This is a genomic window from Azospirillum sp. 11R-A (genome assembly GCF_049472615.1).
Lineage (GTDB): Bacteria > Pseudomonadota > Alphaproteobacteria > Azospirillales > Azospirillaceae > Azospirillum > Azospirillum palustre.
Genome location: NZ_JBCEBL010000026.1, coordinates 1 through 12,292, shown reverse-complemented (window position 1 = coordinate 12,292; position 12,292 = coordinate 1). Strand labels below are relative to the sequence as shown.

Sequence of the window (12,292 nt, the reverse complement as noted above, 5' to 3'; positions counted from 1 at the left end):
CCTTCCGGCGGCATAGCACAGGCCAATTTGGCCGGTCAAATGAACCCGGCGGCCCCATCCCCGGAGGGTGGACCGTCAGCGGCCTTTCTGGAAGGAGACCTCGGGATGAATGGTCACCTGACGCCACGCGGTCCCCGAGGCATCGGCGCAGATTTCGGCCAGACGGTTGAACATGTTGTGGCCGTTCAGGACGGCGGCACGCTGCCGGGCCAGCAGGGCGGACACGTCGGTGTCCCTGTGCCGTTCCATGAAATCCATGATCCGCCGGTATGTCGCTTCCGGATCGCGGATGTCGATCTCGCAGAAGGTCGAGGGGTCGAACGCCTCCCTGACCTTGGTGAAGCCATGATAGATCGGGATCGACCAGCCGAGATAGGCGTCGGAAAGCTTCTCCGTCCAGTAATGGCTGCTCTGGTAATTCTCGATGCACAGATGGAATTTGTACGGAGCGATCGCCGCCCATTTGTTGGCGACCTCGCAATATCCCCGGCCGTACAGGTGAAACTTGTCACCCATGAGGGCCTTCAGCCGCCGCAGGAACTCCCCGCGGACGACATGCCCCTCGGTGAGCACCTTGTCGGACACGATGGCGGAGACGGCGAAGGCCTTGTCCAGACCCGTCACGCCGGACAGCAGATCGTAGCCGATGGGTCCGGAGCCGGGCCACGCTTCCACACCGGACAGCCCGATGTGCCAGGGCAGCGGAACCTGCGAGAGCAGGACGCGGGGATGCTCCAGATCCTCGTGGGAGGTGACGACCAGATCGAACTGGTCCAGGTATCCGCGGCTGTAGCGGGACAGGGACGGCGGCTCCCCGGTCGCCAGGACGAGGTTCCCCTGCCGGCAGGTGACCGTCCTGGGCACGTCCAGATCCTCGTAGACCACAACCCAGTCCGACTGCCCGCCCTGCTGGTTGGCGACGAACTGGTGGTTTCCCCAGCGCCCGGTGCCGCCGGGGGTTTGCCGCAGCCAGGGCTGGTCCCACCATTTGTACAGCAGGTTGACGCCGATCGGAGCGGACGGCGCCCCCTTCGGCTCCGCCCGGACGCGCAGGGGGGCGCTCAGGATGCGCTGACGGCTGTCGATGTCGGCCAGTTCGGCCAGGGCCTCCTCGTCGCCGGGCAGAAGACGGGAAATCTCGCCATAGCAGTCCTTCGCCTCGTCCAGCCGGTTCAGGCGCTTGGACAGCGCCCCGACGAAACGCAGCAGCACGGGCTGGCCGGGAAGCAGGGCCATCGCCCGGCGCGCAAGGCGAAGCGCCTGCCCGTCCCGCCTGACGCCCTCCAGCCCCTGGGCCAGGACGAACCACTGGTTGGCATCGGCCGGATCGACGGACAGGCGGTGGACGCATTGCCGCAGCAGGGTCTCGAACTGGCCCGGGGCGGTGAACTGAAGGCGCTGACGCATCGATCGGCTGACCATTCGAAGGTTGTCTCCCCCGCCCGTCACGGCGGAGGATGAGGCTGAGAGGCGGCCAATCTCGGACAGTCCGTCCGCCTTTTCAACATGAAGCGCTTATCGTCCGGCACCCGCCGTCCGGCGGATGCAGACGCTATGAAACCGGCGGGCAGGCGGCCTATAACTCCGGTATCGCCCACCGGCCCCGCCCCATCGGCCCCGTGCAGCCTGTCGCCCTTCCGAAAAAGGCTTTTCGACCCATGAAGCTCCTCCTCATCGACTCCCGCCTGACGAAGGCGAGCGATGCCTACAGCGAAACGGAAGGAATGGGTGGGATCGCCTCGTCGCTGATCTACCTGTCCGACTGCCTCGCCGCCGAGGGGCATGAGGTCGTGCTTGCCATTGGCGGCGGCCAGGATGCGCGCCGCAGCGGGGTCAGGATCGTCGACTGCACCAAGATCACCGCCGGGGACCTGACCGGGACCGACGCGGTCATCGTCAGCAACAACGCCGACAACGTGACGGCGGTGAAGCGCTTTCTCCCCTCCGTGCCCGTCTTCCTGTGGGTCCACATCCAGCACGACGTGTGGTTCCACGACCTGAAATGCCTGGCCCACTATCTGGACACCGACCACGCGCGCTCGGCCGACGGCATCGTGTTCGTCAGCGAATGGCAGAAGCGGGTCTTCCTGGAGAAGTTCAAGGACACCATTCCGGCGGAGCGGTGCCATGTGATCCGCAACGCCTGCAACCCCTTCGTCCTGCGGCGGCGTGACGACGAGGCGGGGCTGTTCGCGGCCAAGCGGGCGGCGCTGGAGGTGGCCTATGTCTCGGCGCCGACGCGCGGTCTGGAAACCCTGCTGAAGCTGTGGCCGGCGGTGCGGGCGGAATGCCCGGCCGCAACGCTGGCCGTCTATTCCGGGCAGTCGATCTACGGCGTCGCGCAGGCCGACGACCCGATCCACCGCCTGCTCAGCGGCATGACGATGGAAGGCGTCGACTATCGCGGCCCGCTTTCCCATGCCCGCCTGACCGAGCGGCTGCTGGACACCGCCGTCGTCGCCTACCCCACCGCCTTCGAGGAGACCTCCGGCATCGCCCCCATCGAGGCGCTCGCCGCCGGCTGCAGCCTCGTCTGCACGGACCGCGGCGCGCTGCCGGAAAGCGCGGCCGGTTTCGCCACCATGGTCCCCTATGCAGAGGGCGGGGAAGACTTCGAAAAGGCCTTCACCGACGCCCTGGCCGCCAAGATCGGGCAGTGGGGCGATGGCGACGGAACGGACCTCCAGGCGTCGCTCCGGCACCAGCGGCAGGCAATCGGCGCCAATTACCGCTGGGAGAACCGGGCCCTGGAATGGAAGTCGCTGATCGCCCTGTACCGGACGGGGTTCTGACCGGGCCGCGTTCGGGTCGACGGAACGGGGGACCTTGGTCAGTCCCGAAGGGCATCGGGTTCGTGGCTTAAGGCAAGGCGAAATGCCTCCACATCGCCGCTGAATATATGGCGGGCGAATCTGCGGATTTTGTCGCTGGGCCAGGACCACCAGCGTATCGACAGGAGGAAGTCGGCATCGGCGTCCGGCAACCGTTTGCGGACGACCCTTGCCGGGTTCCCGACCGCCACGCCGTAAGGCGGGACGTTCCGGGACACGACGGCGCGCGCACCGATGATGGCTCCATCGCCCACCGTGACGCCAGAGAGTATGGATGCTCCTTCTCCGATCCATACGTCGTTGCCGATGACGACGGGACCTTTGCTCGACGTGCTGTTCGGGCCGGCAAGTTCGGGCATCCACTCCGCCAGCATTTCTGCCGGATAGGTCGAGACACCATCCATGGCATGCATGCCGCCAAAATAAATACGCACGCCATCTGCGATCGAGCAAAATCTCCCGATCTCGATCTTTCCCGGCTCTCCATACGTAACGAGTTCAAGGGGATCGGAAAAGTACGTGAACGACCCAACAGAAACCATGCAATGGCTCCCATTCACGTTGAAACCGTAGCCGCTATCCTGATCTGTACATTTATGGTTAAACTTCATGTACATGATTTGAATATCCGAGAATTTCAGAAGAAGTGAAGGTTTCGGATCAGTCACAAGGCAAACGGCATCATGGGCAGATGCCTGCGTGGTTCTTACCTCTTGCGCGCCACGAATATGATCGGCGTTTCCCAATGCAGGCGCCGGGCGAGCCAGATCGCCGGCTCCAGCAGGCCAGAGCGGTGGACGAAGGTGACGATGCGCTTGGCGACCGACAGCGCCGCCCAGTCGCCGAAGCCCAGCGTGCGCAGGCGCTGCTCGAAGACGCTCCAGCCCCAGTCCAGCACCTCCAGCCTGCCGGGATGGCGGCCGAGCCAGCGGTCGAACCACGGACGGTCGATCAGGTTGAGGGTATCGACATAGGATGGGTCGCGGCCGAAGAGCCGGACATAGAGCTTCGCCAGCCCGGCCGGCATCCGCGGCAGCCACAGGATGCCGTAATGCCCCTCCCACCAGGAGCCGTAATTCGGCACGACGATCAGCAGCAGCCCGCCCGGCTTCAGCACGCGCAGCGCCTCGTCGAGCACCGCCGCCGGATCGCCGACATGCTCCAGCACGTTGGAGGAATAGACGATGTCGAAGCTGGCGTCCGGAAAGGGGATCGCCTCGCCGGTGGCGTCGCGCACCGCGTCGGCCGGCAGGCCGTAATGGTCGATCAGCCGGCGGCAGACGTCGAGCGTGGAGCTGTATTCGCCCATGCTGGGCTCGATGCCGTGGATGTCCAGCCCGTGCGCCGTGCGCCCGCGCACCACGGTCATGCCGCAGCCGGACCCGACCTCCAGGATGCGGGCCTTGTCGGCATCGACGCCGGCGGCCGCGGCCGTGCGCCGCAGTTCCGCCACCTGTTCGTCGGCACGCCTCTCCGACAGCATGTCGCGCACGACGTCCTTCACCGGCACGCGGGTGACGCCGCCGATGAAACCGCTGTCGATGTAGCCGCGGGACAGCAGCCGGCCCAGTTCCTCCCAGTCGGGGGGAGCCGTCCGGTCCTGCCGACCCGCCGCCGTCTCAGCCATTCTTCGTCGCCCGGATCACGAAGATCGTGGCGCTCTTCATCCGGCCCAGACGGTCCTGGATGCATTCGGCCTTGAAACCGTTGCGCTCGAACAGCGCCACGATCTCCTCGATCGAATAGAAGGTCTTGTAAGGCGGATAGTACCAGTCCTCGACCTGGGCCTGGATCGACACGTTGTCGGCGCGGCGGTTGATCTCCTGCCCCTTCAGCGCGCAGGCGACCTTGGTCAGGCCGGTGAAGAAGCCGCCGACCAGCTTGCGCCGGGCCGGCGTGTCCATGTAGGCGCGGCAGAAATGGCGCACGCCCTCATGCACCGGCGACAGCCAGGTCTTCAGGTAGAGGCCGAGATAGACGGTGCCGCCCGGCTTGGTGACGGCCATCAGGTTGCGCATGACCTTCATCGGGTCGGGCGCCATCATCGCCACGCCCCAGCACCAGACCAGATCGAACGGACCGAGGTCGGTGTCAAGTTCCTGAAGGTCCTGGTGGTGGAAGTCGATGTTGTCGCGGCCGAAGCGCTGGGCCTGCTGGCGGGCGGTGGCGAGGCTGTCCGACGAGACGTCGACCGACACCACCTGCTCCGCCATTTCCGACAGGATGACCGAGCAGATGCCGTGACCGCAGCCGGCATCCAGCGCCCGGCCGATCTGCCGCTCGGTCAGCGTCTCCAGCATGTACTTCTTGGTCTCGTCGTAGATGGGCACGAAACGGGGCCAGAAGTCGTCGTAGAATTCCTTGGTCGCGAGATCCATGGGGCTGCCCTCCCGCCCTTGTGAGGGCGTCGCGTTGATCGTGATGGTGGTGGTCTTAAGGGGTGCCGGACGAACTCGTCCAGGGGGAATAGGGCCTGATCCGCTGCGCCGCCGCATCCGGTTCGACGAACAGGCGGGCGTTGCGGTTCAGCAGGGCCGCCAGCTGGCTGTAGCCGCTCTGGGCGCTGACGCCCAGCACGTCGGCGTTCATCAGCACGTGGAAATCCTGCAGGAACTCCAGCCCCTTCCACGGCTCCACCGCCCCGTCCTTCGCCAGATCGTCGAGCGAAACCGGCGCGAACTCCGCGAAGTCGCCGATGGTCGCCGGGTCGTCGGTGGCGATGTACAGCACCGGCCGGTCCAAAGTCGGCCACAGCGCCTTCAGCCAGTCGACGTACCAGGAGGTCTCGGTGATGGTGTAGCGGAACCAGACGAAGTCGCCGCGGCGGATGTGCAGGGCCACCACCGTGTTGCCGCGCGCCTTCAACGCCTGCATCACCGGATCGACATAAGGCAGCCAGTCGGGCCGCGGCCGCAGCCAGGACTGCACCCGCTCGCGCCACTCATCGCGGTAGTCGAACAGGAACAGCGGCGAGAGGATGTCGACGCCGGGGCGCGGGTCGCAGCACCGCCCGGTCACCAGATCGTTCAGGATGCGCCGGCCGAAATGCATCGGCTTCAGCCCGCCGCCGGGCCTGGGATCGTCGAGGTCGAAGTAATGGCCGCCGACCCAGTCCGGCGTCTCCAGCCGGTAGCCGAATTTCTCGGCGTAGAGCCGCAGCAGCACATATTCCAGGACGTTGTGGGCGAAACGGCCATGGGTCGCCAGCGTGGACGAACAGATGCGCGGCAGGGACGGGTCGGGGTTGGCCGGACGCTCCAGCCGACGGCCCTGCCGGGCCAGGGACTGCTGCAGCCCGGCGATCGACTTGACGGTGAAGAAGCGGCTGCCATGGCCATGAACCCCGGCCAGCACCTCCACCGCACGGTCGGTCTCGCCGGCAGCCAGCCAGTTCTCGGCGACCGCGGTCAGGCATTCGATGCGGAACATGGCGGGATCGGCGGCATGCGGATAGCGGTAGTCGGCGAAGAAGCGCCGGGCTTCCTCATGCCGCCCCTGGCGCGCCAGCAGGGCCGACAGCATGTCGATGGCGCCGGGCACGTCGCTGCCCGGCTGGGTCAGCGCCAGCCGCAGCACCTGCTCCGCCTCGGCCAGCCGGTCAAGGCCGGTCAGCACGTCCGCCAGCCGGGTCAGCGCCATATTGAGGCCGGCACGTGCCGCACCGGCATAGCTGTCGACCGCCGCATCGGCCAGTCCGGCGGCATGCTGGGCATTGCCCTGGTTGTAGAGCACGCTGCCATGCCCCGGCTGAATCAGCAGCGCGCGGCGGAAACAGGTCAGCGCCTCGTTGAGACCACCGACCTCGACCAGCAGGTTGCCCAGGTTCATGTGGGCGCCGGCAAATCCCGGATGCAGGACGAGCGCGTTTCGCTGGCTTGCCTGCGCCTCCTCCACCGCCCCGTCCTGCCGCAGCGCGATGCCGAGGTCGTGATAACTTTCGGAACGGTAGGGGTTCAGCCGCAATGCGCGGCGATAGGCCACAGCGGCCGTCGCCCAGTCACGCGGCCCGCCGCGCCCGCCCAGCAGCGAGGCAAGCGCCTGATGCGCCCCTTCCAGCGACGGATCCAACTGGATCGCCCGGCGATACGCCGCAGCGGCGGCATCGATCTGGCCAAGTTCGGACAGGGTGCTGCCAAGGTTGCAGGCGGCGTCCGCCATCTCCGGCGCGATGCCGAGAGCGGCGCGAATCAACTCCAGCGCCTTGTCCCGGCGGTTCTGGCGCCGCTCGATCAGCCCCAGCAGATGCAGGGCATGGGCATTGCGTGGATCGACCTCCAGAATGCGCAGATAGACCGCGCGCGCCTCGTCCAGGCGGTCGGCACGCTGAAGTCCCACGGCGATCTGCAATGCTTCGGCGACGGTAGCCATGACAACCCGTTCTGTGCGGCCTCCGGCCCCGGCTCCACGGCTGTACCCGACCGGGGCCGCCGGGGATGGCCGGCCCGTTCGGCGCGCACCCTATCGTTCCGCGGTAGGCGCTTCAACTCCGTTCGTGCCGCCCCCGGCTTCTCCACCGCCCTGCCGGAAAGCCGATAATGCGGCACAATGCCCGTGCCTTATCTGGGATCGGGCGCAACGCCCCTTGCCTTGCCAGGATCCTTTGAGGATAGTGCCCGATCATTAACGCCGTACAGATCAAGGGTCGGTCCTTTGCGCAAAGTTGCCCTCATCACCGGCGCCACCGGCCAGGATGGCGCGTATCTTGCCGAGCTTCTGCTGGGGAAGGGCTATATCGTCCACGGCATCAAGCGCCGGTCGTCGTCCTTCAACACGGGGCGGGTGGAGCATCTCTACCGGGATCCGCATGAGGAGGACGTCAGCTTCTTCATGCATTACGGCGACCTGACGGACAGCACCAACCTGATCCGCCTGGTCCAGCAGGTGCAGCCGACCGAGATTTACAATCTGGCGGCCCAGAGCCACGTGCATGTGAGCTTCGAGACGCCGGAATATACCGCCAACGCCGACGGCATCGGCACGCTGCGTCTTCTGGAGGCGATCCGCATCCTGGGCCTGGAGAAGACCGCGCGCTTCTACCAGGCTTCCACCTCGGAGCTGTACGGCAAGGTGCAGGAGACGCCGCAGCGGGAGACCACGCCCTTCTACCCGCGTAGCCCCTATGCCGCGGCCAAGCTGTACGCCTACTGGATCACGGTGAACTACCGCGAGGCCTATGGGATGCACGCCAGCAACGGCATCCTGTTCAACCATGAAGGCCCGACCCGCGGCGAGACCTTTGTCACCCGCAAGATCACCCGCGCGGTGGCCAGCATCGAGCAGGGCCGCCAGGACTGCCTGTATCTCGGCAACCTGGACGCCAAGCGCGACTGGGGCCATGCACGCGACTATGTCGAGGGCATGTGGCGCATCCTGCAGCAGGACGAGGCCGACGACTACGTGCTGGCCACCGGCGAGACCCACAGCGTGCGCGAGTTCGTCGAGCTGGCCTTCGGCCACATCGGCCGCGGGATCGAATGGCGCGGCGAAGGCGTGGACGAGGAAGGCATCTGCCAGAAGACCGGCAAGGTGGTAGTCCGCATCGACCCGCGCTATTTCCGCCCGACCGAGGTCGACCTGCTGCTGGGCGACCCCAGCAAGGCGCGCGAGAAGCTGGGCTGGACCCACACCACCGCCTTCCGCGATCTGGTCCGGGAGATGGTCGAGTCCGACATGCGTCTTCTCGCCGGCGGCGACGATCACCGCTGACACAAGCCACCCGCGACCGCTCAGTGACCGCCCAGCAACCGATGTAGGCGCCGCCCCATGACCATTGGTGGAGTGACCCGAAGCGAGTCGAAGACCGCACTGATCTTCGGCGTTTCGGGCCAGGATGGCGCCTATCTCTCCCAGCTTCTGCTGGACAAGGGCTATGCGGTCCACGGCACCTCGCGCGACCGGGAGATGGCGGGCTTCGCCAACCTGCGGCGGCTCGGCATCTTCGGCCGGGTGATCCTCCACTCCTCCGTGCTGACCGACTTCCGCAGCGTGGTCGAGGTCATCGCCCGTGTCCGGCCGGCCGAGATCTACAATCTCGCCAGCCAGGCTTCGGTTGGGCTGTCCTTCGACCAGCCGGTCGAGACGCTGAACAGCACCATCTCCAGCACCATCAACATTCTGGAAGCGATCCGCTTCCTCAAGCTGGACACCCGCTTCTACAGCGCCTGCTCCAGCGAATGTTTCGGCAACACCGAGGCGCCGGCGGACGAATCCACCCCCTTCCATCCGCGCAGTCCCTACGGCGTCGGCAAGGCCGCCGCCTTCTGGGCGGTCGCCAACTACCGCGAGGCCTACGGCCTGTTCGCCTGCTCCGGCATCCTGTTCAATCATGAATCGCCGTTGCGGCCCACCCGTTACGTCACGCAGAAGATCATCCGCGGGGCTGCCGACATCGCCGAGGGAAAGACCGACGTCCTGGAACTGGGAACGCTGTCGATCGCCCGCGACTGGGGCTGGGCCCCTGAATATGTCGACGCCATGGCCCGCATGCTGGCTCTGGACGACCCCCATGATTTCGTGATCGCCACCGGCGAGGCGAACCGGCTGGAGGAGTTCGTCGCCCAGGCCTTCTCCTATTTCGGCCTGGACTGGCGCCGTCATGTCGGCGGCAATCCGGACCTGCTCCGCCCCTCGGACATCGCCTTCAGCGTGGGCAACTCCGCCAAGGCGGAACGGATGCTGGGATGGCGTGCCGAACGCCGCATGGCCCAGGTGGTCACCGGACTGGCGGATGCCGAAATGGCACGCCGGTCGGTCGCCTGAGCCCCCGTCCCAATTCGCTTTCCGGGACCCTCACCCGTCCGGAACAGCCTTCCGAGGAAAGCCCGTCCCATGTCGGCCAGGAGCAAGCTCGTCATCAACATCGAGGTGGACGACCGCACCGTCCTGTTCCCGGACGGCAAGTTCCTGTCCCACATCGCCTTGCATGAAGGCGAAGCGGCGGACGGCGACGAAGGCGCCTTGCGGTTGGAGGGCGTCTTCCTGTTCAACGAGAGCCGGCTGGGGCCGGAGATAGCCTCCCTGGACGTCGAGGACGCCCGCGAACTGGCCCGGTCGATCCTGGACGCCGTGTTCCAGGGCCGCACCCAGCATGTCCTGTCGGAGACGGCCAAGGTCGCTGTGGTCTTCAACCCGAACGGCTTTGTCCTGCGTTTCGGCGAAGGGGCGGCCCTGCGCGAGCTGTTCATCGGCTCCCCCGCCATCGTCCGGCTGGCCCAGGGCGTCCTACGGATGGCCGACCGCCTGTCGGCCTTGCCCGCGCACTGATCCCCTTCAAACGGCTTGGCCGCGCTCCAGTCAGGACGTCTCCTGAAGAAAGCGTTCGATCGCCCGGATCGACGCCCCGTCGTCGAACAGGACGGCGCTTCGCTCAAGAATGCGCTGCCGGACTTGGGCGCGCAGCCGCTGATCGGTGCCGAGCCGGACCGCCCGGTCAACATAATCGGCCGGATCGCTCGCCACGCAGTCGTCAAGCCCCATCAGCGTGTAGAAACCCAGGGTATGGCGTCCGCGCATGAAGGCGCCGGGCCAGGTCACCACCGGCGTGCCGAAGGCCAGAGCCTCCAAGCTTGTCTTGCCACCGCTGTAATGGAACGGGTCGAGCATGACATCGGCGTCGGCGGTCAGTGCGATGAAATCCGCGGTCCCCAGCCCCGGCAGCAGGTGGATACGGCCGGCCACATCGGGTCCCTTGGCGCCCAGCCGCCGCGTCAGGGCGGCGCCTTGGCCGCGCGGATCGACAAAGACGAGAATGCCGTCACGGTCCCGTCGCAGAATGGCGATCAGGGCGTCGTCATAGACGGGATGAATCTTGAACAAGCTCTGCGGGCAGACGTAGAGCCGGCTTTCGGCGGCCAAACCGAAGTCGATGCGGGTCTTGCGCGGTTCGGCCAGCCGCGGGCGCCGGTAGCAGACGGTCGGGCCGGGCAAGCGGATCAGGCGTTCGCTGTAATGAGCCTCGCCATCCTCCGGCTCCATCACATCGCAGCTCAAGAAGACGTCCAGGGTGGGAATGCCGGTGGTGTCCGGATGCCCCCAGCTCAGGCATTGCCGCGGCGCCAGCCGGGCAAAGGCGAGGAAGTAGGTGAAGGGCGACATGCCGATGTCGGTATAGTACAGGACATCCAGGCGCTCCTCGGCGATGATATGCCGTGCGGCATCGAGATCGCGCGGAATGTCGACCGCGCAGTCCGCCACAGTGCGCAGGTGGCGCCGCAGGTCGTCGTCCGGCCCTGGCGTGAGGAACAGCACCACCTCGAAGCGTTCGCGCGACAGCCGCTCGATCAGCCCCTCGTTCAGCATGCCGATGGTGTGGTTGTGGAAATAGTCGGAGATGAAGCCGACACGGAGCCGCCGACCGGCCCTGTCCTCCGCCGCGCCGGGCGATCCGGACTCCCGGCAATGCGCAGCGGTGTAGAGCAAGGAGGGGCAAGCCTCCTGGTACAAGGCAGCCAGCTCGCCGTTCAAGGCACGATTGTCGAGCCCATGATAGGACAGGAAAAAGGACGTGACGCCGACCTCGCGCAGCGGGTCGTCGATGCGCAGGCCGTGCTCGCGCGCCTGTCGCAGCACCGCGGCGCAATGGGCGCGGCTTTCCTCGATCTCGGTCGCTGAGCAGGGAATGGCCGGCAAGGTCAGCGCCTCGCGCACCAAAAGCCCGTCTCCTCCGCCAAGCCGCCAAGCCCGGCGGTAAGCCCGCCGCGCCTCCTCCAGTTGGCCGGCACGCTGGGCAACGATGGCAACCTTGCGGTAGGCCTCTGCCACGTTGGGTTCCAGCGCCAGCCGATGCCTCAAGGGAATGAGCGCTTGCGGGTTATCGCCCTGCTCGCTCATGGAGCTTCCCAACCCGTCGAGCAACCGGGCATCGCCCGGCCGCAGCCGCAAGGCGCGATGGAAGGCCGCATCGGCTTTGAGACCAAAGGAATGGAGCAGGATGGCCAGGTTCACCGCATAGACCGGCTGGCCCGGATCAAGAAGCATGGCCGTGCCAATATGGGCCAGCCCCTCCCCGCCATGGCCGGATGCGCACAAGGCGGTGCCGAGCATGTGCCGGGTGACGGCATGATCGGGCGCCAGCCGCAGCACCTCCCGCGCGAGCGCCGCCGCCTCGGCGAAATGCCCGGCGGCATGACGCTGCTGGGCATGGGTAAAGACATCTTGGATCGAGGCCATCGGGAGCCAAAACACCGCTTACCGGAATAGGACCGCACAAAGAGAAAGGGGCGCCCTTGCGGACGCCCCCTCCCTTTACCGTGCTTGGGCTTGCGCCCCCGTCATCAACCGAGGTTGATGTCGGAGAGCGAGAGGACCGTGCCGTTGTACACGCCGAGCAGCCGGACCTCGGTGGCGGCCACCTGGCCGTCGCCGTTGGTGTCGACCACCTGGTACAGGCCGGAGCTGGTGCCGTTGTTGGCCAGAACCAGCGTGCTTGCACCAGCCGACGAGTTCGTCAGCGTACCCAGGGC

The 12,292-nt window shown here is 66.6% G+C and carries 11 protein-coding genes; 4 read left to right on the top strand and 7 right to left on the bottom strand.

Features of this window, described 5'->3' with window-relative positions:
* Positions 1–75: 75 nt before the first annotated feature.
* Positions 76–1,407: a glycosyltransferase family 10 domain-containing protein gene (locus tag VH569_RS27135; protein WP_423319431.1), complete on the bottom strand. Its 1,332-nt coding sequence runs from the start codon at positions 1,405–1,407 to the stop codon at positions 76–78.
* Positions 1,408–1,658: 251 nt separating this feature from the next.
* On the opposite strand from VH569_RS27135, the gene VH569_RS27130 reads away from it, so the two are divergent.
* Complete coding sequence (locus VH569_RS27130; RefSeq protein WP_423319430.1) at positions 1,659–2,792, top strand: glycosyltransferase family 4 protein; 1,134 nt, start codon at positions 1,659–1,661, stop codon at positions 2,790–2,792.
* A gap of 38 nt (positions 2,793–2,830) precedes the next feature.
* Here the strand turns inward: VH569_RS27130 and VH569_RS27125 are convergent, their stop codons facing one another.
* The 4 genes from VH569_RS27125 to VH569_RS27110 form a co-directional block, all read right to left on the bottom strand.
* Positions 2,831–3,448, bottom strand: a complete 618-nt coding sequence (locus VH569_RS27125) for a CatB-related O-acetyltransferase (RefSeq protein ID WP_423319428.1) — start codon at positions 3,446–3,448, stop codon at positions 2,831–2,833.
* 89 nt (positions 3,449–3,537) lie between these two features.
* Positions 3,538–4,458 (bottom strand): class I SAM-dependent methyltransferase, encoded by a 921-nt coding sequence (locus tag VH569_RS27120; protein ID WP_423319427.1) that lies wholly within the window; start codon positions 4,456–4,458, stop codon positions 3,538–3,540.
* A complete protein-coding gene (locus VH569_RS27115; RefSeq protein WP_423319425.1) occupies positions 4,451–5,209 on the bottom strand; it encodes a class I SAM-dependent methyltransferase in 759 nt (252 codons plus the stop codon). The genes VH569_RS27120 and VH569_RS27115 overlap by 8 nt, the downstream gene beginning before the upstream one ends.
* Positions 5,210–5,264: 55 nt before the next feature.
* Positions 5,265–7,199: a tetratricopeptide repeat protein gene (locus VH569_RS27110; protein WP_423319423.1), complete on the bottom strand. Its 1,935-nt coding sequence runs from the start codon at positions 7,197–7,199 to the stop codon at positions 5,265–5,267.
* Positions 7,200–7,481: 282 nt separating this feature from the next.
* Here VH569_RS27110 and gmd point away from each other — a divergent pair, with 282 nt between their 5' ends.
* The 3 genes from gmd (at position 7,482) to VH569_RS27095 (ending at position 10,094) form a co-directional block, all read left to right on the top strand.
* Positions 7,482–8,537, top strand: coding sequence for a GDP-mannose 4,6-dehydratase (gmd, locus tag VH569_RS27105; protein ID WP_247879457.1), 1,056 nt, complete (start codon positions 7,482–7,484; stop codon positions 8,535–8,537).
* Positions 8,538–8,594: 57 nt separating this feature from the next.
* Positions 8,595–9,590: a GDP-mannose 4,6-dehydratase gene (locus tag VH569_RS27100; protein WP_423319421.1), complete on the top strand. Its 996-nt coding sequence runs from the start codon at positions 8,595–8,597 to the stop codon at positions 9,588–9,590.
* 69 nt (positions 9,591–9,659) lie between these two features.
* Positions 9,660–10,094 carry a hypothetical protein gene (locus VH569_RS27095; protein WP_423319419.1) on the top strand — a complete coding sequence of 145 codons (435 nt, stop codon included), beginning with the start codon at positions 9,660–9,662 and terminating at the stop codon, positions 10,092–10,094.
* A gap of 30 nt (positions 10,095–10,124) precedes the next feature.
* Here the strand turns inward: VH569_RS27095 and VH569_RS27090 are convergent, their stop codons facing one another.
* Together VH569_RS27090 and VH569_RS27085 are read right to left on the bottom strand one after the other, a co-directional pair.
* Positions 10,125–11,999: a hypothetical protein gene (locus VH569_RS27090; RefSeq protein WP_423319417.1), complete on the bottom strand. Its 1,875-nt coding sequence runs from the start codon at positions 11,997–11,999 to the stop codon at positions 10,125–10,127.
* A gap of 104 nt (positions 12,000–12,103) precedes the next feature.
* Positions 12,104–12,292 (bottom strand): hypothetical protein (locus tag VH569_RS27085; protein ID WP_423319416.1); only part of this gene is annotated, 189 nt, incomplete at its 5' end.

Coding starts and splice junctions, on each gene's coding strand:
- VH569_RS27125 (WP_423319428.1), bottom strand. CDS start 3,448: ATGTACATGAAGTTTAACCATAAATGTACAGATCAGGATAGCGGCTAC.
- VH569_RS27120 (WP_423319427.1), bottom strand. CDS start 4,458: ATGGCTGAGACGGCGGCGGGTCGGCAGGACCGGACGGCTCCCCCCGAC.
- VH569_RS27090 (WP_423319417.1), bottom strand. CDS start 11,999: ATGGCCTCGATCCAAGATGTCTTTACCCATGCCCAGCAGCGTCATGCC.
- VH569_RS27135 (WP_423319431.1), bottom strand. CDS start 1,407: ATGCGTCAGCGCCTTCAGTTCACCGCCCCGGGCCAGTTCGAGACCCTG.
- VH569_RS27100 (WP_423319421.1), top strand. CDS start 8,595: ATGACCATTGGTGGAGTGACCCGAAGCGAGTCGAAGACCGCACTGATC.
- VH569_RS27130 (WP_423319430.1), top strand. CDS start 1,659: ATGAAGCTCCTCCTCATCGACTCCCGCCTGACGAAGGCGAGCGATGCC.
- VH569_RS27095 (WP_423319419.1), top strand. CDS start 9,660: ATGTCGGCCAGGAGCAAGCTCGTCATCAACATCGAGGTGGACGACCGC.
- VH569_RS27115 (WP_423319425.1), bottom strand. CDS start 5,209: ATGGATCTCGCGACCAAGGAATTCTACGACGACTTCTGGCCCCGTTTC.
- VH569_RS27110 (WP_423319423.1), bottom strand. CDS start 7,199: ATGGCTACCGTCGCCGAAGCATTGCAGATCGCCGTGGGACTTCAGCGT.